At 42.5% G+C, this 25779-nt stretch carries 29 protein-coding genes; 16 read left to right on the top strand and 13 right to left on the bottom strand.

All coding sequences use genetic code 11. The features are described 5' to 3' along the window. Positions 1 to 9 precede the first annotated feature (9 nt). Positions 10 to 477 carry a DUF4293 domain-containing protein gene (locus BW976_RS20360; RefSeq protein ID WP_076375916.1) on the bottom strand — a complete coding sequence of 156 codons (468 nt, stop codon included), beginning with the start codon at positions 475 to 477 and terminating at the stop codon, positions 10 to 12. Between the two features lie 134 nt (positions 478 to 611). Here BW976_RS20360 and BW976_RS20365 point away from each other — a divergent pair, with 134 nt between their 5' ends. Further along, positions 612 to 1142: a DUF892 family protein gene (locus tag BW976_RS20365; protein WP_076375918.1), complete on the top strand. Its 531-nt coding sequence runs from the start codon at positions 612 to 614 to the stop codon at positions 1140 to 1142. Between the two features lie 114 nt (positions 1143 to 1256). Here BW976_RS20365 and BW976_RS20370 read toward each other — a convergent pair whose 3' ends face one another. Then, entirely contained in the window at positions 1257 to 1550 is a 294-nt protein-coding gene (locus tag BW976_RS20370) for a hypothetical protein (RefSeq protein ID WP_076375920.1), read from the bottom strand. Positions 1551 to 1747: 197 nt separating this feature from the next. Here BW976_RS20370 and truA point away from each other — a divergent pair, with 197 nt between their 5' ends. After that, positions 1748 to 2563 carry a tRNA pseudouridine(38-40) synthase TruA gene (truA, locus tag BW976_RS20375; RefSeq protein WP_076375922.1) on the top strand — a complete coding sequence of 272 codons (816 nt, stop codon included), beginning with the start codon at positions 1748 to 1750 and terminating at the stop codon, positions 2561 to 2563. A 112-nt stretch (positions 2564 to 2675) separates the two neighbouring features. Continuing rightward, positions 2676 to 4475, top strand: coding sequence for an ABC transporter ATP-binding protein (locus tag BW976_RS20380; protein WP_076375924.1), 1800 nt, complete (start codon positions 2676 to 2678; stop codon positions 4473 to 4475). A gap of 84 nt (positions 4476 to 4559) precedes the next feature. Here the strand turns inward: BW976_RS20380 and BW976_RS20385 are convergent, their stop codons facing one another. Further along, the gene (locus BW976_RS20385; RefSeq protein WP_076375926.1) at positions 4560 to 4763 is read right to left on the bottom strand and encodes a hypothetical protein; all 204 of its coding nucleotides are present in this window, start codon (positions 4761 to 4763) and stop codon (positions 4560 to 4562) included. A gap of 249 nt (positions 4764 to 5012) precedes the next feature. On the opposite strand from BW976_RS20385, the gene BW976_RS20390 reads away from it, so the two are divergent. The 10 genes from BW976_RS20390 to BW976_RS20435 all read left to right on the top strand — a co-directional run bounded on the left by BW976_RS20390 (position 5013) and on the right by BW976_RS20435 (position 16209). Continuing rightward, the gene (locus BW976_RS20390; RefSeq protein WP_076375928.1) at positions 5013 to 5891 is read left to right on the top strand and encodes a cell division protein FtsX; all 879 of its coding nucleotides are present in this window, start codon (positions 5013 to 5015) and stop codon (positions 5889 to 5891) included. Between the two features lie 88 nt (positions 5892 to 5979). Beyond that, positions 5980 to 6258: a DUF3098 domain-containing protein gene (locus tag BW976_RS20395; protein WP_084192285.1), complete on the top strand. Its 279-nt coding sequence runs from the start codon at positions 5980 to 5982 to the stop codon at positions 6256 to 6258. Between the two features lie 27 nt (positions 6259 to 6285). Next, the gene (locus BW976_RS20400; RefSeq protein ID WP_076375930.1) at positions 6286 to 7083 is read left to right on the top strand and encodes an undecaprenyl-diphosphate phosphatase; all 798 of its coding nucleotides are present in this window, start codon (positions 6286 to 6288) and stop codon (positions 7081 to 7083) included. A gap of 414 nt (positions 7084 to 7497) precedes the next feature. Next, positions 7498 to 8220 (top strand): tRNA pseudouridine(55) synthase TruB, encoded by a 723-nt coding sequence (gene truB, locus BW976_RS20405; protein WP_221283410.1) that lies wholly within the window; start codon positions 7498 to 7500, stop codon positions 8218 to 8220. A 255-nt stretch (positions 8221 to 8475) separates the two neighbouring features. Next, a complete protein-coding gene (locus tag BW976_RS20410) occupies positions 8476 to 8781 on the top strand; it encodes a GIY-YIG nuclease family protein (protein ID WP_076375934.1) in 306 nt (101 codons plus the stop codon). Positions 8782 to 9024: 243 nt separating this feature from the next. After that, positions 9025 to 9978, top strand: a complete 954-nt coding sequence (locus tag BW976_RS20415; protein WP_076375936.1) for a bifunctional riboflavin kinase/FAD synthetase — start codon at positions 9025 to 9027, stop codon at positions 9976 to 9978. Between the two features lie 149 nt (positions 9979 to 10127). Then, entirely contained in the window at positions 10128 to 13436 is a 3309-nt protein-coding gene (secA, locus tag BW976_RS20420) for a preprotein translocase subunit SecA (RefSeq protein ID WP_076375938.1), read from the top strand. Positions 13437 to 13536: 100 nt separating this feature from the next. Then, complete coding sequence (locus tag BW976_RS20425; RefSeq protein ID WP_076375940.1) at positions 13537 to 13998, top strand: SPOR domain-containing protein; 462 nt, start codon at positions 13537 to 13539, stop codon at positions 13996 to 13998. Then, positions 13991 to 15175: a M20 metallopeptidase family protein gene (locus BW976_RS20430; protein WP_076375942.1), complete on the top strand. Its 1185-nt coding sequence runs from the start codon at positions 13991 to 13993 to the stop codon at positions 15173 to 15175. The genes BW976_RS20425 and BW976_RS20430 overlap by 8 nt, the downstream gene beginning before the upstream one ends. 107 nt (positions 15176 to 15282) lie before the next feature. Then, a complete protein-coding gene (locus BW976_RS20435; protein ID WP_076375944.1) occupies positions 15283 to 16209 on the top strand; it encodes a hypothetical protein in 927 nt (308 codons plus the stop codon). A gap of 4 nt (positions 16210 to 16213) precedes the next feature. Here the strand turns inward: BW976_RS20435 and BW976_RS20440 are convergent, their stop codons facing one another. Then, positions 16214 to 17221, bottom strand: coding sequence for an AraC family transcriptional regulator (locus tag BW976_RS20440; RefSeq protein WP_076375946.1), 1008 nt, complete (start codon positions 17219 to 17221; stop codon positions 16214 to 16216). Between the two features lie 146 nt (positions 17222 to 17367). Here BW976_RS20440 and BW976_RS20445 point away from each other — a divergent pair, with 146 nt between their 5' ends. The 3 genes from BW976_RS20445 to BW976_RS20455 all read left to right on the top strand — a co-directional run bounded on the left by BW976_RS20445 (position 17368) and on the right by BW976_RS20455 (position 19158). Further along, positions 17368 to 17889 (top strand): nuclear transport factor 2 family protein, encoded by a 522-nt coding sequence (locus BW976_RS20445; RefSeq protein WP_217696285.1) that lies wholly within the window; start codon positions 17368 to 17370, stop codon positions 17887 to 17889. 134 nt (positions 17890 to 18023) lie between these two features. Further along, a complete protein-coding gene (locus BW976_RS20450) occupies positions 18024 to 18500 on the top strand; it encodes a response regulator transcription factor (protein WP_076375948.1) in 477 nt (158 codons plus the stop codon). Between the two features lie 115 nt (positions 18501 to 18615). Then, positions 18616 to 19158 (top strand): DUF4199 domain-containing protein, encoded by a 543-nt coding sequence (locus tag BW976_RS20455; protein WP_076375950.1) that lies wholly within the window; start codon positions 18616 to 18618, stop codon positions 19156 to 19158. A gap of 194 nt (positions 19159 to 19352) precedes the next feature. Here BW976_RS20455 and BW976_RS20460 read toward each other — a convergent pair whose 3' ends face one another. From BW976_RS20460 to BW976_RS20500, 9 genes are all read right to left on the bottom strand, one after another. After that, the gene (locus BW976_RS20460; protein WP_076375952.1) at positions 19353 to 19664 is read right to left on the bottom strand and encodes an isochorismate lyase; all 312 of its coding nucleotides are present in this window, start codon (positions 19662 to 19664) and stop codon (positions 19353 to 19355) included. Positions 19665 to 19672: 8 nt separating this feature from the next. Next, positions 19673 to 20041 (bottom strand): hypothetical protein, encoded by a 369-nt coding sequence (locus BW976_RS20465; RefSeq protein WP_076375954.1) that lies wholly within the window; start codon positions 20039 to 20041, stop codon positions 19673 to 19675. 9 nt (positions 20042 to 20050) lie between these two features. Beyond that, positions 20051 to 20539, bottom strand: coding sequence for an OsmC family protein (locus BW976_RS20470; protein WP_076375956.1), 489 nt, complete (start codon positions 20537 to 20539; stop codon positions 20051 to 20053). A 30-nt stretch (positions 20540 to 20569) separates the two neighbouring features. Beyond that, the gene (locus BW976_RS20475) at positions 20570 to 21184 is read right to left on the bottom strand and encodes a hypothetical protein (RefSeq protein WP_139332366.1); all 615 of its coding nucleotides are present in this window, start codon (positions 21182 to 21184) and stop codon (positions 20570 to 20572) included. 143 nt (positions 21185 to 21327) lie between these two features. Beyond that, a complete protein-coding gene (locus BW976_RS20480) occupies positions 21328 to 21732 on the bottom strand; it encodes a tautomerase family protein (protein ID WP_076375960.1) in 405 nt (134 codons plus the stop codon). A gap of 81 nt (positions 21733 to 21813) precedes the next feature. Beyond that, entirely contained in the window at positions 21814 to 22914 is a 1101-nt protein-coding gene (locus tag BW976_RS20485; protein WP_217696286.1) for a zinc-dependent alcohol dehydrogenase family protein, read from the bottom strand. Positions 22915 to 22946: 32 nt separating this feature from the next. After that, positions 22947 to 23726, bottom strand: a complete 780-nt coding sequence (locus BW976_RS20490; RefSeq protein ID WP_076375962.1) for an N-acyl homoserine lactonase family protein — start codon at positions 23724 to 23726, stop codon at positions 22947 to 22949. Between the two features lie 11 nt (positions 23727 to 23737). Continuing rightward, positions 23738 to 24706: a zinc-dependent alcohol dehydrogenase family protein gene (locus BW976_RS20495; protein WP_076375964.1), complete on the bottom strand. Its 969-nt coding sequence runs from the start codon at positions 24704 to 24706 to the stop codon at positions 23738 to 23740. Beyond that, the gene (locus tag BW976_RS20500; RefSeq protein WP_076375966.1) at positions 24706 to 25713 is read right to left on the bottom strand and encodes an aldo/keto reductase; all 1008 of its coding nucleotides are present in this window, start codon (positions 25711 to 25713) and stop codon (positions 24706 to 24708) included. Before BW976_RS20500 ends, BW976_RS20495 begins: the two co-directional genes overlap by 1 nt. Between the last annotated feature and the right edge of the window lie 66 nt (positions 25714 to 25779).

The following is a 25779-nucleotide window of genomic DNA, read 5'->3' on the forward strand; positions in this document are numbered from 1 at the left end:
ACAAAAAAACTATCTCAGTCTGTCGGCTGATTTTACCAGTTTTTCATCGCGCTGTATACTTTTAGCTGCCAGTATCAATAATACGATACTTATCGATGTAAGAAACAGTCCTATTCCCATGGTATGCGTATCAAGCTGTATGCCACCTACTGCTTTTTTAACTGTTTGGGCCATCCAAAAGCTGTAGCCAATTAATACCAGTATAGCGCTGTAGCAAATGGCTATCTGCTGTTTACGATTTTTATATAAAAAAATAATTACCAAGGGTATCAGGGCCGCAATGGCGGTTATGGCGGTAAGTGCTGTAAAAGACTCTGTGTTTTGCTGCGCGCCGTTCACATCCTGAAATATGCCGGTAACCATAATGGTCACTGGTTTGCCGGAAACATAAACGTTATGGGCCAAAGGGAAAAAGAAAAGAGCAAACAGCACAAGGCTGGCAAACAACAGGTAAATGCTTTGAATACGTTGCAGCATGATATTGAAAAATTATAAGGGCAAATATAATTGTTTTAATGGTTGCCGTGCGGCATTTTTATTACGCAGTTGGTTTGCTTTTTATGACAATATAATACGGTATATTTATAAAATATTCTAATCAATTAGTTGTGATGACCAAGTCCCCCGTTAACAACCTATCTCCCCAGGATGTAAAATTTGATGACGCTCATTTGAAAAAGATATTTCTGGAGCACCTGAACAGTATTTATTGCGGCAAGCAACATTTGATACAGTTTTTTGACGAAATTGAAAACCTGGCTACCTTGCATTTTTTAAAGAACGCGATAAAGGAATGTTGCGATGATGCTCGGGATCAATTACAGCATCTGGACAGTATATTTAATTCCATTAATGAAGATCAGTCAAAAATTAGTGTTTTGGGTATGAAAGCCATGACGCTTGAGGCTTATATCTCAGCCATTAAAGCAGGTAAAACACCTATGGAACGCGATGTTTTTATTATTTTTTACCTGCAACTGATAGAAGGTATTGAAGTAACTTATTTTAAAGTGTTAAAAAATCTTGCCAAAGCTATAGGCTATAGCAATACCTTTTTGGATAAACCATTTAACCAGGCTTTGGAAGATAAGATCATGTTTGAATCTATTTATAAAGAATATATCAGCGAGCCCGGTTCGTAGATGAAATTATCCCATTGTCTGAAAGTTTCGACTTCTGATGACCATGCTCGCGTATTTTAATCCGGGCTGGTAAACAGGAGGAAATAAAAACGCCCCATTGTTGGGGCATTTTTATTATGGGTGTGAGTATATTTTATAAACGACCGCCCCGACCGGTGACTCTCCCGGGCCACCATCGGTATAGCCCTCCGAAATCAATGTTCCATTAGTGGGGTTGAGGTCACCTCCGGTAACCACTTCTGTATTTATTAAAGTGCTCCAGGCAACGAATTGCCCCGAAGGAGTGTACCATGCATAGTTTCTTATCAAAGGGACAGCAACATTTTGTTGTGTCTTTGATGAAAATGAACTAAACAGTAATACCATAGTCAATAACGACAAACATAAAAGACCTCTAAATTTTTTCATTGGAATAATGCTTAAAGATTAAATAAATAGAAAACTATATAATACAATAAAAATATGAAAAAATACAGATATGCAATACTTAGAAAGCCTGCTTTCCGATTTTTTTCGTTCGTCTGTCTGCTTTGCCTTTTATCTATATATTTTTACTTTGACCAAATAATGAATACCCTTACCCGGCATATTATTAACTTTGCCGTGTGACCGCTAAACAACGTTATTTTATTGAACTGGCTTATGATGGTACCAAATACCACGGTTGGCAGATACAGCAAAATGCTGTGAGCGTACAGGAGTTATTAAATAAGGCGCTGGCTACCATTTTGCGCCAACCCATTGAAACCATAGGTTGCGGCCGTACAGATACGGGTGTTCATGCCCGCGAGTTTTTTGCGCATTTTGATCTTGAGGTAAATAACCCATTGGCCATGGACGATAGTCAGCAAGCAGAAGAAAGCAAATCCACAGACCATGGACTATCGACTATTGACTATGGACTAAAAGTACGCGGCCTCAATTCTCTTCTTCCTCCTGATATCGCCATAAAAAACATCATCCAGGTTCATGAAGATGCGCATGCACGTTTTGATGCAACTCGGCGTTCTTATCAATACCATATCCATTTTCATAAAGATCCGTTTTTGCATGGTTATTCGTGGATGGTGCGTGACGTGCCCAATATCATGTTGATGAATCAGGCGGCAGCTATTATTATGGAGTATACTGATTTTAGCTGTTTCAGTAAATCAAACACACAGGTTAAAACCAATAACTGTAAAATAACGCGGGCCGAATGGATAAAAACAGATCAGGGTATTGTTTTCCATATTTCGGCCGACAGGTTTTTGCGCAATATGGTTAGAGCCATAGTGGGTACGCTGATGATGGTAGGCAAGCATGAAATAGAATCTGGGGCGGTGCGTGCCATTATTGAAAGTAAAAATCGCTCAAACGCCGGTACTAGCGTCCCCGCCTGTGGTTTATATTTAACAGAAGTGAAGTATCCGTATTTGTAATATATAATTTCGGATTTCGAATGTTCGATTTCGGAATTTGATCTAAAAGCTATTGGGAAATGTATAATTTTATAAATCCGAAATCGAACATTCGAAATCCGAAATAAAAAATATGTCAGATGTAACCGGAAAAGCACTTGATTGGAAATTGTTAAAACGGGTGATGCACTATGTAAAACCGTATAACAGCACATTTGTAATTTCGGCATTTTTAACTGTTTTCCTTGCGGCTGGTGCATTGTTACAACCTATCCTGATACAACACACGTTAGATAACGATATCCTGAATGATAATTACGATGGGTTGGTTTTTATGGTTGTGCTAATGATAACGCAACTTATTGTGCTTACGATTGCCCAGTATTATCAAACCTATTTAACCAATGCCCTGGGGCAATCTGTTATCCGCGATCTGCGGATTGATATTTTTAATCACATTACCAGCCTCCGCCTTAAATATTTTGATCGTACACCCATTGGTATGCTTATTACCCGTACGGTATCAGACCTGGAAACCATCGCCGATATTTTTTCGGAAGGTTTAATCTCTATCATGGGTGATATGCTGCTGGTATTCGCGGTGATCGGTTTTATGTTATATGAAGACTGGAAGCTGGCGCTCATTACACTGATTCCAATGCCGTTCCTGTTTGCCTCCACCTATGTTTTTAAGGAGGCTATTAAATCGTCTTTTCAGGAAGTTCGTACGCAGGTAGCCCGGTTGAATACTTTCCTGGCCGAACATATTTCGGGTATCAGTATTATTCAACTATTTGCCCGCGAAGATCAGGAGATGCGGAAGTTTAAAGAGGTTAACTTGAAATATCGCGATGCCAACATCCGCTCTAACTGGTATTATTCTATATTTTTTCCGGTAGTTGAAGTGCTGTTTGCCGTTTGTATGGGGCTGTTGGTATGGTATGGTTGTAAAAGAATGTTGTCTGATAGTCAGCTGGCTGCTATTTCAGCAAGGTCGGGTGGTATTACACCGGGTGTTATTACCAGTTTTATTGTATTGCTCAATATGTTGTTCAGGCCAATACGTCAATTGGCCGATAAATTTAATACCCTGCAAATGGGCATGGTAGGTGCCGACAGGATATTTAAAGTTCTGGATACCGATGAGGTTGCGATAGATACCGGCCAGATTAATACCGGCAGGCTGCATGGCGACATTGAATTCAGCAAAGTATGGTTTGCCTATAACGATGAGAACTGGGTTTTAAAAGACATCAACTTTCACATTAAACCAGGCGAAACGCTGGCGCTGGTAGGTGCCACTGGTGCGGGTAAATCATCAACCATTAATATCCTGAACCGTTTTTACGAGATAGGAGCAGGCAACGTAAAGGTTGACGGGCACGATCTTCGCGATTACCAGGTGGAGTTTTTACGCTCGCAGATTGCTACCGTGATACAGGATGTGTTTTTATTTACCGATACCATTGCCAATAATATCAGTCTGAATAATCAATCCATCACCCGCGAGCAGATCATAGCGGCGGCGAAAGATGTTGGTGCGCATGAATTTATAGAACGCCTGCCAGGTGGGTATGATTATAATGTCATGGAAAGAGGTTCTACACTTTCGGCAGGGCAATCTCAACTGATATCATTTATTAGGGCACTGGTGTATAACCCGGCTATTTTGGTTTTAGACGAAGCCACCTCATCTGTTGATACCGAAACCGAAATGTTGATTCAGAATGCCATCAATAAACTGATGCAGGGGCGGACGGCTATCGTGATAGCTCACCGTCTCTCCACGATACAAAACGCCGACCGCATTATTGTGCTTGACCATGGCGAAATCATGGAAAGCGGAACCCACCAGGAACTCCTCAAAATTGAGAATGGTCATTACCGTAAACTATATGACCTACAGTTTAATTCGGCAGGGATAGCGAGATGATGATCGGTTGCGTGTTGCCGGTTACCTGTTGCGGGTGTTTTAATTGTTGATACCCGAGCCCCGCTCCCCGAACCAGGCCACCGATCACTCCTTCGGCGCTGTCTTTATTGGTTCAACGGGTTGCTCTTCTTTTTCATGTTTTTTGGCGATGTCGCCACCATGTGGTTTATCGGCATGGTATTGTTTGTCTTCTTTTCGCACTTTGCTTTTGCCGCCATTGTCATTTGGCCTTTTGGTAGGCGTATCAGCAGGCGAGGGTTTATTATGTGAATTTGCTGGCTTTGTCATACTAAATGGAACAACAGGAGCAAGGTTTTTGTTTAATTTGTAATTGGCAGACGTTAATAAATGTTAAAACTATAGGTATAACTGTTTAATAAACCATATTTATAACTAATAAACTTTTACCTTTAAAGCAGGTTTGTTAATTTTGCACAAATATATAGATGTGAGATATGAGATGTGAGATATGGGATGAGCTTCAAAATAAGCCATCTTTGTCTCACATCTCATTATCTAATGTCTCAAATCTGAAACATGGAAGAATTTGAAGCAAGCGCGTCAGCAAAAAAAACAAAAACGATATACATATCAACCGTATTTGGTATCGCTATGGTATTGTTAATGGTAGGGTTGTTAGGCCTGTTTTTGGTATATGCCAACAATATTTCACGCTATGTAAAAGAAAACATAGTACTGAATATTTTTGTTGACGATGCCGCGCATGAAACAGATGTATTGCAGTTGCAAAAACAGCTGGAAGGCAACGTGATGGTGAAACAAACCCAGTATGTAAGTAAAGAACTGGCCGCTCGTAATCTGCAAAAAGACTTGGGCGAAGACTTTGTGAAGTTTTTGGGCTATAATCCACTATCGCAATCGATAGATGTTTACTTGAAGGCAGATTATACCAATAACAAGGACATTGAGAAATTCAAGACCGAGTTGATGAAAAACCCACTGATCAAAGAGGTTAAATATCAACAATCGCTGGTTGACCAAATGAACCAGAACGTAACGTCCATTAGCTTAATTATCTTGATTTTTGCCGGTATATTTGTGGTATTGTCGGTAGCACTAATCAATAATACCATCCGTTTGGCTATTTATTCGCAACGCTTCCTGATCAAATCTATGCAGCTGGTGGGGGCCACCAAAAGTTTTATCCGGAAACCGTTTTTGTTGTATGGCATATGGCATGGCCTTTTGGGCGGATTGATCGCTATTATTTTACTGGTAGGTACGCTATACGTTGCTTACAGAAATATTCCTGATTTGGTTTTCCTGCAAAATTACACGGAATTTGGCATCGTGTTTTTAGGCGTAATAGGCCTGGGTATCTTTATATCGGGCTTTAGCACCTTTTTGGCGGTCAATAAATTTTTACGTTTAAAAATATACGACCTGTATAGGTAATTCAAAATTAAAAAGTCAAAATTCAAAACCCTCGGGGTTAGAAAATTTACTAATTCAATAAATCACTAATTCAGTCATTTAAAAAAATATGGCACAACCAGCTAAACCAGCTTCAACTGTAAAAACAACACAGGCAGCTAAACCGGCATCAAAAACAACAGGCACCGAGCCAGTACAATTCATATTTGATAAAAGTAATTACAGATGGCTGATCATCAGCGTAGCTGTAGTAGCTTTTGGCTTTGTATTAATGGCAGGCACAACTGATATTTACAGTACTACCAAAATTGTAATAGCACCTATCGTGGTATTAGCTGGATTTGCCTTAGGCTTTTTCGCTATATTAAAAAAGCCGGCAACCAATTAATAGCTAATCCAACTCAAACTACCCCTAATGAATATCATCCACGTTATTGTTCTGGCTATTATTGAAGGCCTGACAGAGTTTTTGCCAGTATCTTCAACCGGACATATGGTTATCGCCTCATCTTTCATGGGTATTGGTAAAGATGATTTTGTAAAGCTATTTGAAGTGGTGATCCAACTGGGGGCTATCCTGTCGGTGGTTGTTCTATATTTCAAAAGATTTTTCCGTTCCATAGGTTTTTACTTCAAGCTTGTTGTAGGTGTTATACCTGCAGTTATTGTGGGCGTACTGTTTAAAAAGCACATCGATCAATTTTTGGAGAGCCCCCTCATTGTGGCTTTTTCCTTGCTAATTGGCGGTGTTTTGCTGTTATTTGTTGATAAGTGGTTTAATAAATCAACTGTTAAAGAAGAAGCGCAGATCAGCTATCCTACTGCTTTAAAAATCGGTATTTTTCAGTGTCTGGCTGTTATTCCAGGGGTTTCCCGATCTGCCGCAACTATTGTTGGTGGTATGAGCCAAAAGCTAACCCGTACCGCGGCAGCTGAGTTTTCTTTCTTTTTAGCTGTACCCACTATGTTGGGGGCAACCTTAAAAGAGGTTTGGGACTTTCATAAAACCCATACACCACTTTTTACTGGTGATCAGCTTAAGTTTTTGATCATTGGTAATATTATTGCCTTTATTGTGGCTATGCTGGCCATTAAATCATTTATTACCTTTTTGGAACGTAAAGGGTTTAGACTATTTGGCTGGTACCGTATTGTTGTAGGCGCTGTTATTATCGGGTTGATATTAAGCGGTCATACTTTGGAGATTTTATAACGTTTTAGAAACGGAAACTTATAAAATTCAAACCGCCACCGTTTTAAAAAAAACTTTTTAAACCTTTATTTTAACACTTTTCTGTTTGAAATTCGGCTGAAATCAGGTCGAAAATGCTCGAAAACTCATTCAAAACCATCTGTTTTAACACTTTTTAACAAATTTTTGACAGGTTTTTTGGAGTTTGAAAAGATTTATATGGTTGATATTCAATTGTATGTTTGAAATTATGTCTGTTTTTTTTGCGCTTTTGCTCTCTTGATAAACAGAGCTGATTATGATTTTCAAACAAAGAGAATCTAGTTAACGGTTAACTTAAAGGTACAAAAATACCACGGATTTGCAATGCCCCATTTTATCCCCAAGTTCTGATTCCATACTATTTCCCTACCTTTGCCGCTTTAATTGCATTCATTGAAAAAAACATATACTCAAATACAGGAATTTGCCGAAGGACAGTTGCTGCTGGTTAATAAACCCTACAATTGGACAAGCTTTGATGTGGTTGGTAAAATTCGCAATTCATTTAAGCCGCTTAAACTCAAAGTAGGGCATGCGGGTACGCTTGACCCACTGGCTACCGGACTGCTGATCATCTGCACCGGAAAAATGACCAAACAGATCGACACTTTTCAGGCCGAAGAAAAAGAATATACCGGTACCATGGTATTGGGCGCCACTACGCCATCCTACGATATGGAAACGGAGCCTGACAATAAATTCGACACGAGCCAACTTACCGAAGAGCAGCTGCGTAATAACTGCGGGCAGTTTACCGGTGATATACAACAGTATCCGCCGGCGCATTCGGCTATAAAAATTGACGGCGAGCGTCTGTACGAAAAAGCTCGCAGGGGCGAAGAGGTGGAGCTGCGCCTGCGTAATGTAACCATCACCGAGTTTGAGCTGACACGGATTGAACTGCCCGAAGTTGATTTCAGAGTGGTGTGCAGCAAGGGAACTTATATCCGGTCGTTGGTAAATGATTTTGGGGCTACGCTTAACAACGGGGCTTATCTTTCCAAACTCAGGCGTACGCGTAGCGGCAATTTCCGGGTAGAGGATGCCTGGGAAGTAATGGAGCTGGTGACTATGATCAGGGAGTTAAAGACCGGTGGTGGGGCGCCTGTTGAGTAGTTAGCTTCTTGGAGGCAGTTTAGTGAAAAGCAATGTCATTTCGAGCGGCGGGAGAAACTATCTCTTGACCGGAGGGAGAAATCTTTTGCGACTGATATGTCCCGCGCAAAAGATTTCTCCTCGTACCTCGTTCGAAATGACACTTCTTTTCTCCGATTTGTCATTTCGAGCGAGCGGCAGGGGCAAAGAGAGCAGGGGCGAGGAGAAATCTTTTACGCCATGTTCCCAATCGTGCGGAATTTGTACATTTAAAAGATGTGGAATCATAACTACTACGTTTATATCACAACTAACCCAGACAGAACGGTACTGTATGTTGGCGTTACCAATGATATTCGTGTAAGGCTTATTCAACATACAGAAAACAAAGGAACAAAACGGTCTTTTACAGGCAAATACTATTGTTATCTATTGGTTTATTATGAGCATTTTACTCACATTGAACACGCCATTGAAGTGGAAAAAGAAATAAAGAGGTGGAGGAGAGAAAAGAAAGAGGCTTTGATCGCCACAACAAATCCTGATTGGATATTTTTGAATGAGCAGGTAAGTGGGGAATAGGTTGAATTTTATGTATTTAAATAGTAGAATTCAATAAAAAAGCGTTGTCATTTCGACCGGAGGGAGAAATCTTTTGCGACTGATATGTCCCGCGCAAAAGATTTCTCCTCGTACCTCGTTCGAAATGACAAGCGGGTATTGTAGGATATATAAACAAACCAAACAATTACATCCGAACGTCAAAATAATTGACTTTTATAGTGTTAACGGTCAAAAAATTAACTTTGTGTTTTTACGCATATCATGAAGGTTTACAATCATATTGACGAATTTACAGCGGTAAAAAACGCGGTGGTAACCATTGGTACCTTTGATGGAGTACACATCGGTCACCGTAAAATCATATCGGGAATAAAGGAAATAGCGGATAGTATCGGTGGCGAAACCGTCATCTTAACCTTCTTCCCGCATCCGCGCATGATACTTCATCCAGAGGATGAAAGCCTTAAACTGATCACCACCATTAGCGAAAAAGCGGAGTTGATGGAAGAACTGGGTGTCGACCATTTGATCATCACCCCTTTTTCAAGAGATTTTTCGAACCAGACAGCCGAGAGTTATATCCGCGATGTGCTGGTGAATAAAATAGGCACCAAAAAAATTGTGATCGGTTATGATCACCGCTTTGGGAAAGACCGTCAGGGTGGCCTGGAAGATCTGCAGCGGCTTGGTCCGGTTTATGGTTTTGATGTAGTTGAAATACCCGAACAGGATATCAACGAGGTTGCCATCAGCTCTACCCGTATCCGTAACGCGTTATTAAATGGCGAAATAGAACTGGCCAATTCCTTCCTGGGGTATCCCTTCTTCATCACCGGTACCGTGATCCGCGGCGACCAGATTGGCAGGCAATTAGGGTATCCTACAGCCAATATCGTGGTTGAAGAAAAATACAAGCTTATTCCGGCCGATGGAATTTTTGCCGTAACAGTAACCGTTGCGGGCAATCAGTATAAAGGTATGGCTTATATTGGCAGCCGACCAACGGTAAATGGCCTTACCAGGAACATCGAGGTAAACATTTTTGATTTTGACCAGGATATCTATAATCAGGTTATCAGGATGGAGTTCCTCCATTATGTACGCGGTGATATCAAATTTGCCTCCCTTGATGAACTTAAAGTACAGTTGGCAAAAGATAAGGAAGATGTGCTGGCGTTGAGCCCCACCCAACCCTCCCCGGAAGGGAGGGCTTAAAGATATTTCTCAAAAGCCTCCCCTTCCGGGGGAGATTTAGAGGGCGCTTTCACGTTATTTTCAACTAAAATTGTACCTTTACCTGTCAATATGACTCAGTCAGTTGCCTTGGCGCAATTGTTGAGTTTGTTCGATTATATCAAAATAATATGTTAGATTTTATCAGTAAGCTTTTTGGAAGCAAATCAGAACGGGATGTAAAAGCAATACAGCCTATAGTTGAAAAAATTAAGGCTGAATTTGCAAAACTCGACAACATCAGTAATGATGAGCTTAGAGCTAAAACCATAGATTTTAAAGAAACCATAGCCCAGGGCCTTTCGGGCATCGATAGCGAGATACAAGCTATTAAAGATCGCACTGAGAATGAGCTGGATATGGATGTAAGTGAAAAAGTGGAGCTTTATACCCAGTTGGACAAACTGGAAAAAGACCGCAATAAAGAGCTGGAAGATATATTGTTAAATATACTGCCCGAAGCATTTGCGGTTGTAAAAGAAACTGCCCGCCGCTTTGCCGGTAATAAAACTATTGAAGTTACTGCCACCCAGTTTGATCGTGAACTGGCGGCACGCAAAAATAATGTGATCATCAAAGGCGATCAGGCTATACACCACAATACCTGGCTTGCCGCCGGTAATGAGGTTACCTGGGATATGGTACACTATGATGTACAGCTGATTGGTGGTATTGTACTGCACCAGGGCAAAATATCAGAAATGGCCACGGGTGAAGGTAAAACGCTGGTAGCCACGCTGCCTGCGTATTTGAATGCGCTGGCTGGTCAGGGTGTGCACATCGTAACGGTGAATGATTACCTGGCCCGTCGTGATAGTGAGTGGATGGGGCCCTTGTATGAGTTCCATGGCTTATCGGTTGATTGTATTGATAAACATGAGCCAAATTCTGATGAGCGTCGCCAGGCTTATTTATCAGATATTACTTTTGGTACCAACAACGAATTTGGGTTTGATTACCTGCGTGACAATATGACACGTAGCCCGGAAGAACTGGTACAACGTAAATCACATTACGCAATGGTGGATGAGGTCGATTCAGTATTAATTGATGATGCCCGTACACCTTTAATTATATCTGGCCCAATTCCACGTGGCGATGAGCACGAGTTTTATGAGCTTAAACCACGCATTGAACGTTTGGTTAACGCGCAGAAAGCCTATGTGAACGGCGTATTGAACGAAGCTAAAAAGGCCATTAATGAAGGCAATACCGATGTTGATGGTGGTGGTTTGGCTTTATTACGCGCTTTTAGAGGTTTGCCAAAAAGCAAGGCTTTGATTAAATTTTTGAGCGAAGGCGGTAACCGGACAATTTTGCAGAAAGTGGAAAACCACTACATGCAGGATCAGGGTAAAGATATGCCAAAGGTTGACTCGGAGCTTTTCTTTGTGATCGACGAAAAAAATAACCAGGTTGAACTAGCCGAAAAAGGTATCGAACTGATCACCTCATCTGGCGAAGATCCTCATTTCTTCGTGATGCCTGATGTAGGCACCGAAATTGCCGAGATCGAAAAATCAAGCCTGGCTCCCGAAGAAAAAATTGCCCGCAAGGATGAGCTGATGCGCGATTTCTCTATCAAATCTGAGCGTATCCACTCGGTTAACCAGTTATTGAAAGCTTATACCCTGTTTGAAAAAGATACAGAGTATATCCTGGACGAAGGCAAGGTGAAAATTGTGGATGAGCAAACCGGTCGTGTATTAGACGGTCGCCGTTACTCTGATGGCTTACACCAGGCTATTGAAGCAAAAGAAAACGTAAAGGTGGAGGATGCTACACAAACATTTGCAACCATCACCCTGCAAAACTACTTCCGTATGTACCACAAACTTTGCGGTATGACGGGTACTGCCGTTACAGAAGCGGGTGAGTTTTGGGAAATATACAAACTGGATGTAGTAGAGATACCAACCAATACCCCGGCAAGTCGTGCAGACAGGCAGGATTTGGTGTACCGTACCATCCGTGAAAAATATAATGCTGTTGCCGATGAGATCGTGAAGCTGACAGAGGCCGGTCGCCCAGTACTGGTAGGTACTACATCGGTTGAAATTTCGGAGTTACTAAGCCGTATGCTGAAACTGCGCGGTATTAAACATAACGTACTGAATGCCAAAATGCACCAGAAAGAAGCCGATATTGTGGCCGAAGCCGGTAAAACAAGTACAGTGACCATTGCCACTAACATGGCTGGTCGTGGTACGGATATTAAACTGGGTGCGGGTGTTAAAGACGCGGGTGGTTTGGCCATTGTAGGTACAGAGCGCCATGAGTCGCGCCGTGTGGACAGGCAGTTGCGTGGTCGTGCCGGTCGTCAGGGTGACCCAGGTTCATCACAGTTCTTTGTGTCGTTAGAGGATAACCTGATGCGTTTATTCGGATCAGAGCGTATCTCTAACCTGATGGTACGTATGGGTATTGAAGAGGGTGAAGTAATTCAGCACTCCATGATATCTAAATCTATAGAACGTGCACAGAAAAAGGTAGAGGAAAACAACTTTGGTATCCGTAAACGTTTGCTGGAGTATGATGATGTGATGAACTCACAACGTACGGTGATCTATACCAAACGTAAAAATGCCCTGTTTGGCGAACGTTTAGATGTTGACTTGAGCAATACCATATTTGATGTGGTTGAAGATATTGTGACCGAGTATAAAGAAGCAAACAACTACGAAGGCTTTACGCTGGAAGTGATCCGTTTGTTCTCGGTTGATATTGAGCTGGATATTGAAGAGTTTGCAGCGAAAAATATTACAGCCCTTACCGACAGGACATTCCATACGGTAATGGACTTTTACAAACGCAAACAAGAAGCGGTAGCTCAACAGGCTTTCCCGGTACTGAAAGATGTATATGATACCCGCGGTCAGTATGTGGAGAATATTGTGGTTCCGTTTAGTGATGGTATCCACGGCATACAGGTTTCTGTACCATTGAAAAAAGCGGTAGAGAACCATGGGGTAGAAGTGTTTAAATCTTTTGAAAAGAACGTAACCCTTTACCTGATTGATGATGCCTGGAAAGAGCATTTGCGCGAGATGGATGAGTTAAAACAATCTGTACAGAACGCGGTTTATGAGCAAAAGGACCCACTGCTGGTTTACAAGTTTGAAGCTTTTGAACTGTTTAGAGGGATGTTGGCCAATGTGAATAAAGAGATCGTGAGCTTCCTGTTCAGAGGAGGTATCCCGGTTCAGCAACAGCCAGATGAGATCAAAGAAGCCAGACCGGAACCCAAGCTTGATCTGCGTAAAATGAAAACCACCAAAGCCGAGCTGGTAAGCGAAAGCAATGGCATACCGATGGATGATTTTCGCGAACAGCAGAAAGCCACCCCGGTTAGGGTTGAAAACAAGATTGGCCGTAATGACCCTTGTCCTTGCGGAAGCGGTAAAAAATATAAAAACTGCCACGGCGTAGGGCAGAATTAACGGCCCCACCCAACCCTCTCCGGGAGGGAGGGCTTATAAACAACAAAATAAAAACAAAAAGTCTCCCCTTCCGGGGGAGATTTAGAGGGGGCTATACCAAATGAAAAAAGCAGTATTTGATCATCAAGCTAAACCAGCCTTCATCAAATACTGCTTTTTTTTTGTGCTGATCATAGTGTCGACCCCAATTTTTGCACAGCAAGCACGAGGCAAGGTTGAGGTGGTTAGAGACCCCCTTGTAGATACGCTGATAGCCAAACGTTATGAAATGAGTAGCGCCAGCGGTATTCCTGTCGCCTTTTCATCTTATGGTTATAGGGTACAGTTCTTTAGTGGATCAAACCGCAAGGATGCGTACAATGCCCAGGCCAGGCTGCAAAGCGAATACCCGGAGCTGCGCACTTACATCATTTATAACGAACCCAATTTTAAAGTGCGTGCCGGCGATTTCCGGACCCGCCTGGAAGCTCAGAAGCTAATGCAGGACCTACGGGCTTCCTTCCCGAGCCTGTTCATCATCTCAGAAAAAATAAATCTACCCAAAACGGATACCAATGATTAAAGAACAAATACAGGAATTATCCCACAAAATATTTAACGATGTGGTGGCTAATCGCCGCCATTTGCATACCAATCCTGAGCTATCGTTTCACGAACAAAAAACATCAGCTTTTGTAGCCGGCAAGTTAGACGAGCTGGGTTTAACTTACGAAAAAATGGCCGATACAGGCCTGGTAGCTTTAATCAAAGGCGATTTACCATCTGATAAGGTAGTAGCTCTTCGTGCTGATATGGACGCGCTGCCTATCATTGAAGCTAATGATGTACCCTACAAATCGCAGAACGTTGGCGTCATGCACGCTTGCGGTCATGATGCGCATACCTCATCATTATTAGGCACAGCCCGTATATTAACCGAGCTCAAAAGTCAGTTCGCGGGTACAGTAAAGCTGATATTTCAACCCGCCGAAGAGAAGCTACCTGGGGGAGCCAGCCTCATGATCAAAGAAGGGGTGTTGGAAAACCCTAAACCACAGGCTGTATTGGGGCAACATGTAATGCCGCTGATTGACGCCGGTAAGGTAGGTTTCAGGGCAGGTAAATACATGGCTTCAACCGATGAACTTTATGTTACCGTGAAGGGTAAAGGTGGCCACGGTGCACAACCACAACAAAACATCGATCCGGTAATTATTACCGCTCATATATTAACCGCGTTACAACAGGTAGTAAGTCGTTTTGCCGATCCAAAAAGTCCTTCGGTATTATCATTTGGTAAGGTGATTGCCAATGGAGCCACCAATGTGATCCCGAACGAGGTTTATTTGGAAGGTACCTTCCGCACCATGGACGAACAATGGCGCGGAGAAGCCCACAAACGCATGAAAAAAATGGCCGAAGGTATTGCCGAAAGTATGGGCGGCAGCTGTGATTTTAATATTATGCGCGGTTACCCTTTCCTGATCAACGAAGAAGTGCTAACCGCCGCAACCCGTGGGCATGCCGAAGATTACCTTGGTAAAGAAAATGTGCTGGACCTGGACATCTGGATGGCCGCCGAAGATTTCGCTTACTACTCGCAAGTGGCCGATAGCTGTTTCTATCGCTTGGGTACCCGTAACGAAAGCAGGGGTATTACCTCGTCGGTACATACACCAACCTTTGATGTGGAAGAGGACGCGTTTAAGATCAGTACCGGTTTGATGGCTTATCTGGCTATTAAACAACTGGGGAATTAGAGGAGGGCTAATAGACCATAGTCCATGGACCATGGTTCTGTTTAAGAATCCAAATTAATCGAGAGATACCATGGTCTATGGACTATTGACCATCGACCAAAATACCTATGAAAAAACTTCTGCTATTATTATTTTTCTGTACCATAGTGTCTGCATCTTTCGCGCAGCAGATCAAGCGTTTTAATCCGGATACTATACGTACCATTGTGATTGATTCGTTGGTTGATATCAAATCACACAAGTTAAACGCGCAGGATTTTATTGATGCTGTACTGGCCGATACCAGCTTTTACAAGGCCTTTCAAAACATGAAACGCTACGGGTTTACTGCCGAGAACCGCATTTTTACCTACGATAAAAAGAATAAGGTTGATGGTAAAATCTACCGCAAGATCATCCACAGCAATGCAGCTGGCAAGCACCGAATGGAATATGTAGCCAAAACCGATAGCGGCAACATGTTTAAAAAGAACGGTAAGTACCAGCTATATACCGTGGAGATGTTTGACTATATTTTCATGAACGCTTACAATTCCGACTTTACCAAGGGTGATGCCCTACCTGGTTCAGGAGGTAAAAATGAATCCTATAAAGACAAGTTGAAGACGCTCATCTTCACGCCTGGACGCAGGGTAAAAGGTATTCCTTTCATCAGCAGCAAAACCGAAATATTCGCGGGCGATATGCGCGGCTATTATTACTATGAATTTGCGCGTGGCAAGTACCTGGATACTATCCCGGTTTATCGTTTCAGGGTGCGGTGCAAGCCCAGCACATCAGACGGTGATACCATGATTAAAGAAATGACCACCATATTTGATGAGCGTACCTTCCAGATTCTGGGCCGCTATATTGATATGAAATTCAGCAATATGTTTGTTGATTTTAATGTGCAGATGAACATCGAACTCAATAATTTTGGTGGCGAGCTGCTACCTACTAAAATAACCTACCAGGGCAACTGGAATATCCCATTCCACAAAGAAGAGCGGGCCAGCTTTTTAATTGTGCACAAGGATTACAAAAAGGAATAAGCCATCAATTATAATTCTTCTGATAAATGGCCGGGGTAATTCCTGTCCACCGTTTAAAGGTACGGGTGAAGGCGCTTAGCTCATTATACCCGAGCATGTAGGATATTTCTTTAACCGGATAGGAGCCCGCCTTTAAATAATTAATGGCTAATGATTTGCGAACCTCATCGGCTACCTGTTGAAAGTTAATACCTTCTTCTTTAAGCTTCCGCTGCAAAGTCCGCGCGCTGATATTAAAGTTGGCTGCGATATCCTCCAGTGATACGATACCCAGGTAAGAGTTGGCCAGCAAATAATTATGGATGCGAGTTTTTAGCATTTGCTTTTCGGCCAGCGTATCTTTTAATGGACTTACCTTTTGCAGCAGGATATGCTGCAGTTCGTAATTGGCGGTAATGATTTGCTCATTCCAATATTTTTTGTCCAAGGTGATGGTGTTGGTAGTGGTATTCATCATGGGTTTACAACGCATCACACGTTCATATTCGGCTATGTTATCAATTGACCTGCCGTAGCTAACAGCCCGCGGACTTATCTTCTTCATCATCAACCCATCCAGTTCATGCACCACAAAAACCATGAGCAGGTCAAGTGTTTGTACGGATGTGGTAGAATTTTGCCAATCAGGCGTTGTTGGAACAAACTCTACCGAAAAGGAATCGTCACTTTGCCTTACTTCTAAAGTAAAGGCTGTAGTTATTAAATGAGTTAAAGACGCGGCAATAGTTAAAGCGCTGCCAACAGTTTCACTGCTCTTAATGATCTCGCCAACAATGCCTAGCGCCGATAATTGCAACGACTCCCCAAAGTGCAGACCAAACAAGGTATCCTTACTTAAATGAATAGCATTGAGCCACAGATCGCCCACTTGTTTGGGGGTAAGCGGCTGTTTGTCAGTTTGCAGCTGGGCTACGGGGATGTTTGATAAACGGCACAGCATTTCGGGCGACAGGTCGCGCTGTACAGCGTAGGCTAGTAAACTTATGGTTAGTTTTTTAAGTTGATCTTCCATGATTTTTTGATTGCTGTACTAATGTACCTGTAGCAAATGATTTTGCCAAAAAATGGCGCAATGTGGTAAGCGGATGTCGTGTAATGGTAAGTTATGAGTGGGATTTACGGGCGACCTTTGGTTTATCAAAAAGAAAGGAAAACACGATGTCACTATTCAAAACAAAGCATTTATCCATCAAACTTACCGGTGTGCTATGCCTGCTAGCCGCCACGGGATACAGCCAGGCACAATTAATCCATTCCATTCATCCAACAACAACAAATAACATGAAAAACCAAGCGCAACAAGTAGTAACCGAATTTTTAAACGCCGTACAAGTAGCAGATATTGAACAATTAAACGCCCTATTACATCCCGATGTAGAATGGAGCCAGCCAGGTAATAGTCGCATTTCAGGTATCAAACATTCCAGTAATGAGGTGTTTCAGATGGTTGGCAAAATGTTTGAGCTATCATCCAATACTCTGAAGCTTACCGATATCAAATCTATTTGCGTTAGCGGTAACAAAGTAGCCTGTTTGCTGCACTGGAACGCTGCTCAGCCTGCTGGGGGCATTTTGGATGTAGATAATATTGATGTGTATACGGTAGAGAACGGCAAGATCATCAAAGTAGAAGTATTTACTGCCGATGAACCTAAAGAAGAAATGTTTTGGGGGGATTAAATTCCTTATACCATTGGGTTATATGTAGAGACGCATCATATGTGTCTCTTTTTGTTTTATACCTATAATGAGATGTTTAATTTCTGTTTAAAATACCTTATTTTTAAGATGAAAATCAGCTAACCGACACTACCATGACCTTCAAGTTATTCATCAAAAACAAACGTACTATACTATATGGTGTAGCGTTGGCTGTGTTGCTGTTTTTATTAAAATGGCTCGAATTTCATTTTATTATTATCAATAACGCTTATGAAGTTTATATAGGTACCATAGCCGTATTGTTTACCTTGCTGGGTATCTGGCTTGCCCTAAAACTGACCAAACCTAAGGTACAAACCGTAGTTGTTGAAAAACAGGTTTATATTAATCATGACAGATCTGGTTTTTCTCCTGACCAGCGCGAACTGGAACGCCTTAACCTTAGCCGTCGTGAATTGGAGGTTCTGGAGTTGATGGCCGAGGGGCTAAGTAACCAGGAAATATCTGCACGTTTGTTTGTATCACTAAACACTATTAAAACGCATTCATCAAACCTGTTTGATAAAATGGATGTAAAACGCCGCACACAGGCTATTGAAATGGCTAAGAGATTGTGCATTATACCTTAACGCTCTCATGCTTTGGTATGAAATGATGTTCTGTTCAGCAAAATCACCCAAAAGTATGACCGCAAAAATATTCTGATCGTGCAATTTTGTCCTGTAGATCATTAAAATAAACATCATGAAAAAAAATGTACTTGTTTTTGGAGCAATCGCGGGAATCATCACAGCAGGATGGATGATGGTTGCCGTTGTTGGGCACTACAACAATCCAAACTTTGAAGGCAGCATGTGGATGGGCTACGCGTCCATGATCGTAGCCTTTTCCTTTATTTTTGTCGCAGTAAAAAATTTCAGGGATAAGTATAATAATGGCACTATCTCCTTTGGGAAGGCTTTTAAAATGGGACTTTATATTGTGCTGATAGGCTCAACCATATATGTGCTCACATGGTTGATTGCGTATTATTGTTTTATGCCCGATTTTATGGATAAATATGTTTCACATGTTATCGCCAAAGCAAAAGCTAACGGGGCCAGTCAAGCCGATATCGCCCGGCAAAAAGAGCAAATGGCAGGCTATGTCTCCATGTATAAAAATCCGTTGGGGGTAATTCTCCTTACTTATATGGAAATTTTACCTGTAGGTTTGGTTATAGCTGTAATAGCGGCGCTGATATTGAAACGTAAATCCGATGCTGAGCGGGCAATACCTGCTGCCTAATAATTCATTGTTGAAGTTTTAAGGGCCTTTGTGCGTCATATAGATTATGACGAGAGATTAAATTTGCAGAACGTTAAAGGAGGAAATATAAAATGGGTGTCATGAAGCCCCATCGAAGCATGGTGAGCAGGCCTCTGCGCACTACCGTTCGACAAGCTCAAGGTGACAGACCTTTTTTATGGGGCTTCTACAAATTATTGATGATGGGCCTTCCAGGTTTTTAGTTCCTCGGTTATAAAATGGTTTACCAGGTCGGCATACATTTTTTCTATGGCATCGGGACAAAGGCCCTCGGCTTGCGCCCATGATCTTCTTTCGGCAAGCATGGCTTTAAATCGCTCGGGAGAGGCCACATCGGTGGGATTTCTTTTGAACTTGGCGGCTGCTTGTACATATTTGAACCGTCGGCCTATCAATGCAATCACTAGCCTGTCTATAGCATCAATTTCCCGGCGTATATCGGTCATGTCCCGGCATTCTTCAGGTTGGTTGCTGATGGTAGTCATATTACTATTTATAATGGCTTAGCCTCGTTGTAGTAAAACTTTTCTTTTTTCACCAGGCCCTTTTCCCATTGCTGTACAGAAATTTCGGTTCTATGCATAACTTTTTGATTGCCCTTGTCGGTAATGGTCATCTCGTACTCGCTAAAAACCACCTGGTTTATTTCGTCAATGGCCTGTTTGGTTATCACCAGTGCCAAGTCAAATTTGCCCAGGAGAAACTTTTCGCGGGCTATGCAATTTTGTTTACCTGTTGTTGTGTTGGCTTCGTTTTCCTGAAGTTCCACCTCATCGTTATAAAATAATTCCATTGCCGGTACCGTCTTGTCGTTGGTAATAAGCTGGTTAAAAGCCTCTACCTTATCTTTCAGTGTGTTCATAATGATGTTTTATACGGCAAGGTCTTCCTCGGTAACAACCTGGTAACGCGGTTCATGTAGAATAGGAAAATTGCAGGAGTTGGCAATAAAGCACATTTTATTGGCCTCCTTGTGCATTTCCTCAGCCTTTTCGATCATCGTTCTGTCCGTAACGGTGATCAACGGTCTTAACAATATCACGGTAAAGCAACCGCTCCCGTTCTTGTTTTCGAGCATTACTCCTTCGGCGTTATCTTCATAGGCCGTTACTACAACGCCAACTGTAGTACATAAATGCAGGTACCACAGCATATGGCAAGAGGAAACTGCCGCAACCAACATGTCCTCGGGGCTGTGTTTTGATCTGTCGCCACGGAAATTTGGATCTGATGAACCCAAGATGCACTGTTTACCATCAATGTTGATCTCATGACATCGTTCATAAGCCCGGTAGTCTTTAGTACCGTCGCCTGTATTACCGGTCCAGGTGACGTTTGTTTGATAATGATGATTTTTCATAGACGTAATATAAAGTAGGGCCAGCAGGTATCAAACCCGTTTCCTGCTATCGTTTTTAATTAAGTTATACCCGCTAACCAGCATGTAAAAGCCATAAGCAGAAGTAGCCATAGCCACTCCAATACCTATAATGGTTAAAGTAAGCGTCTGGGTATACTGATAACGGGCCATCATAATGATGCCGCTTATAGCTACAAGGCAGGTCCAGGTGGCTAAATAATAATCAATTTTTCTGTTGAATATTTTTGCCATTGGATAAAAGTGCAAGCCAACAATGAGGGCAATGGCAGGCAAAGTAAACTGCTGATATCCCAGCACCAGTAGTATAACCGAAACAACGGGTATGGCTGTTCCTTCAATACCAAAAATGATCCCGAACCGGGTAGCCATCATTTTACCTTCGGCCACATCACTGTCGCCGGTAAATTTGGGAAATCTTTGCGCGGCTATTAACACTGTAATGCCGTATACCACAAAGATGACACTGAAAATAGAAAAAAGGATCAATACTGCATGATGGTCATGCTGTTGTAAGCCGCCCTGCGCTACACCCGTCCACATCATGGTAAAAAGAGCCATGAGCAATAAACCACCACCAATACTGCGGATAACTATTCTTGGTAAAACTTGTGAATCAATTGCCATAGTCTTAAGTATTTTACGCTGATTAGTTATAAAGTGATACAACCAATAAACCATCTGTTCTTTACAAAACTACAGGTACTTGATCGTAACAAATTGTACAAAAACGACATTTAAGCAAAGGCAATTGTTATATGCCTGCTATTTTACTCTGCAGTTTTAATATGGCTCAGGTTTTGAATTTTACCCTCACCGAACGACCAGTTTTCTTTACCACCATTTTCTACCAGGATAATGATCACATCATTGATCAATACCGGGGTTTCGGCTGCTATTTTACCGGCAATAGCGGCATATAGTTTCTCTTTTTGTTGATAAGTGCGGCCCGAACCTGCGGTTATCTGCACATATACCATATTGCCGCTATGCGCTATACCCAGGTAGTTTTTGGGGTAGTATAATTGCGAAGCCTCCAGTTCTTCCACAACATGAAAGTAATCGTCAAGGGGTACATTAAATTCGGTCATCAAAGATTCATGTACTGCCCTGGATATTTTGTCTTTGGCTTCAGCTGCCAATGTTTTCAACAAACTTATTCGTACAAAAGGCATAAACTAAATTATGGATAAATATTATACTAACTTATTTTAGATAAGTTTTTTAGCATTTTGTTACTTCTTAATGACAAAAACTTACTGATTTAGCACGATAATTACTTTGCCCAAGTGTTCACCCGCTGCTACGTAACGGTAGGCTTCTTTTACCTGTTTAAACGTATAAATTTTATCAATAACCGGTTTAATATCAAATGCTTCAATTGCCCGGTTCATGGCTTCAAAGCTTAAGCGGCTACCTACAAAAATTGGCCGAATGCTGATCATTTTAACAAACAACGGAGCAAGAACGCTTTTTAAAAGGGCCGTTGAATTGTTAACCACCCCGGCGCTGCTTACCAGCGTAACTTCGGCCCCAAAAGCGGCAGATTTTACCGACTGTTCAAAAGTGTCAATTCCCCCGGTTTCTATCACGCGACTCACGCCATTACCTCCTGTTAATTCTTTTACTTGTTGATGCCAATCGGTATGAGTAGTATAATTGATCACCGCATCGGCACCCAGGTTACGCAGTGCTTCAAATTTTGAATTTTTTGACGTGAGCGCAATAACACGGGCCCCCATCATTTTTGCAAACTGTATGGTAAATACCGCCACGCCGCCGCTGCCAATAGTGAGTACCGTATCCCCGGCCAAAACCGGGCGTGGCCCTGTTAATGCCGACCATGCGGTTAAAGCAGCACAGGGCAGTGTAGCCGCCTCTTCCCAGCTCAGGTTGGCGGGAATCCTGACCAGCCATTCTTCGTTCATTAATACATATTCGGCAAGCATGCCATCCAGCGTACAACCTAATTGATCCATAACATCCATATTCATTTGCCCATCGCGCCAGTTGGCAAAATAATTGCCCGCGACACGGTCGCCGGATTTAAAGCGGGTAACATAGGTGCCGGTTGATACTACTTCGCCAACGCCATCGCTCAAAGGTATAATACCTTGTTTGGGAGGCAGCGGATAAACCTGGTTGAGTATATAAATATCCCGGCGGGCAATGGATACTGCTTTTACTTTGATTAAAACCTGGTTAGGTCCGGGTGTTGGTATCGGGCGCTCGGTTAAAGTAATTCCTTCTATAGAGCCAAAATTTTCGATGATATACGCCTTCATGATGTGTTTTATTTGATGCTGTAAACCTACCCCGGCAAACACATCAAACAGCAACCATTTCACGACAGCCATTTACCACTTCACGACAAATATCCTCAATCCGATCAATAAAATTCAGGATATACTTTTATCCCTTTCGCCTGCTTTTCATCATGCCCAAAAATGGGGAAGGCATTATGCTCCGCGGTGATAGCCTGTATCTTTTTTAGTGACTCGGCTGCCACTTCCGGATCGGCGGCGGAATAGGGTACATTGTTCCTGAAATTAGCTTCTGTTAGTGCGGCATCTATACAAAGCAGCACATAACCGGAGCTTGCCGTATTGATCAATACCGACTGATGACCGGGTGAGTGCCCTGGTGTAGATATCAACCGGATGTTATCGCAAAGCTGGTAGTCACCATCAATTACCTGGTAGTTTAGTCCCTTGATACGGCATGCCGGTGGCGAATAATTTTCATCATCTAAAATGGTCAACTCATTTTGTTGTACCAAAACGGGTGTCTGGGTTTCCAGGAAATACGGGTTGCCGCCGGAGTGGTCACTATGAAAATGGGTAGCGATCACTAGTTTGATGTCTTTCGGTTGAAGGCCGGCACGTTTAAGCAGATTAGGGAGGCGATGGTCTTCCTCCATATACATATATAAAGCTCCTTCTAGCGGTGTACCTTTGTAAAAATCGGGGTTGTTCAGGAACACCTCCGCAAAGCCTGTATCTATCAGGATCGGTCCATCACTCGTATCCAATAAATAAATACAAAGCGGAGAATAAAGCAACTCGGGGTTATCGGCCCCCAGATTAGTATTGAAGAAGAACTCTTTAAGCATCCCATGCCCCGCCGGGATAATGTATAACTTATTTACTATAAGATCTTTACTGAGCATTCGGTTAATGTTTAAAATTTAAACAGCACTTTTCCTTCCTTTTTTGCCTCAATAGCGGTTTTGATAGCCTCCTGGTAATCATCAAGCGGAAAGCTTGCGGCAACTTCCATTTTAAATTCAGGGTCGCCAATAATACTTATCAAAGAACGTACAATCTCGGCCTTTTGTTCGGTAGTTTTACTCGCCAGGTAGGCCCTGATACCAAATCCGTTGATGGAGATATTTTTGTAAAGCACATCGCCGCTGTAAAGCTGTATGGGATCGGGGCTTAGGCGACTGTAAATAATCAACCGGCCACCGGGTTGCAGGCATTTTAAAACATCGCTGCCGGTTTTACCGCCCACCGCGTCCAAAGCTATATGAGCCCCTTTGCCGCCGGTAACTTGCTGTACGTATTCAACCAGGTCGTCTTTACTCACATTGACCACATGAGCACCATAGGATGTTAAGGTAGTCGTATTTTTATCATGGCGTACGGTGGCTATCACCTGGATGCCGCGCAGTTTGGCCATTTGTATGATCAGCTTTGATACTACAGAACTGCCCGCAGTGATCAATAGCCAGTCGCCGGCTTGCAGATCTGCCCGCTCCAGCAAGCCCCAGGCGGTAATAGGGTTTAGGGTAAACTGACTTGCTTTCTCTACCGGGAAATTACTGGGCAGCACTAGTAGATCGTTTTTAGATACAGCCACATATTCGGCCCAGGCATTCTGGCTGAAAAAGGATACCAGGGTGCCAACCGGCAGATCGACACCCTCGCCTATACTTTCAATAATGCCAGCCCCTTCCATTCCCGCTATTTGCGGAAACTCGGGCTTTAACCGGTATGTACCGCTGATGAAGAAAAAATCTGAAGGATTTATAGGGCTACCCAGAGGTTTTACAACTACCTGGTTTGCCTTAGGTGAGGGTTTATCAAATTGTTTTAATAGCAACACGCTTTTGGCATCACCCGTTTCTTTAAAATAGATGGCTTTCATTACAAATTAGTCATTTTTAAAGAAGCTTCATTATAACGGCCGCCGGTATCGGGATATTTTAACAGCAAGGTGCCTATTTCCTGTAAATCAGCAACTGATAATTTTACATCAACTGCACCTGCATTTTCCTGTAAGTATTTACGTTTTTTAGTCCCTGGGATAGGTATAATATCATCGCCCTGTGTTAATACCCAGGCTAAAGCCAATTGTGCCGGACTGGCATTTTTTTGTTGAGCTATATCGGCAAATGCATGAGCCAGCTTTTGGTTATTATCCCAGTTCTCGTCGCTAAAACGGGGTAGTATCCTGCGGAAATCATCAGCCGCCAGATCATCTTTGCTTACGGTGTTGGTTACTAAACCACGAGCCAGCGGACTGTAAGGTACCAGCGAAATATTCAGTTCGCGCAGAACGGGTAAAATTTCGTTTTCCACATCGCGGGTTAATAAAGAGTACTCACTTTGCAGCGCGGCTATCGGATGAACGGCGTGTGCCTTGCGGATGCTGGCTGCAGATGCCTCGGATAAACCCAGGTAACGTACTTTGCCTTCTTTAACCAGTTCGGCCATGGCGCCAACCATTTCTTCTACGGGTACATTCGGGTCAATGCGGTGTGCGTAGTATAGGTCGATAGTGTCGATACCTAAACGTTTCAGACTGGCTTCTACCGCATTCTTGATATGCGCGGGTGATGCGTCGAAATAAATATTAGAAGTACCACTACCTCCATAAGGTACATTTTCATCATGCACCCTGAATCCAAACTTAGTGGCAATAAATATTTTGTCGCGATTTTGTTTAAGTACTTTTGATATCAGCTCTTCGTTTTTGCCGTAACCATATATATCGGCAGTATCCCAAAAGTTAATACCCAGATCAAGGGCCAGGTTAAGTGTAGCTATTGACTCTTCATTATCAATGGGGCCATAGGCAAAGCTCATGCCCATGCAACCCAGGCCAATGGCCGATAGTTTTTCGTTGGTGTTTCCTAAATTCCTGTATTCCATAGTATTTCTGTTTTGATAGTACAAATATATAGCGACCACGAATCGTGCCGTTTACACTTATCAAAC

Source organism: Mucilaginibacter lappiensis (assembly GCF_900155965.1).
Lineage (GTDB): Bacteria > Bacteroidota > Bacteroidia > Sphingobacteriales > Sphingobacteriaceae > Mucilaginibacter > Mucilaginibacter lappiensis.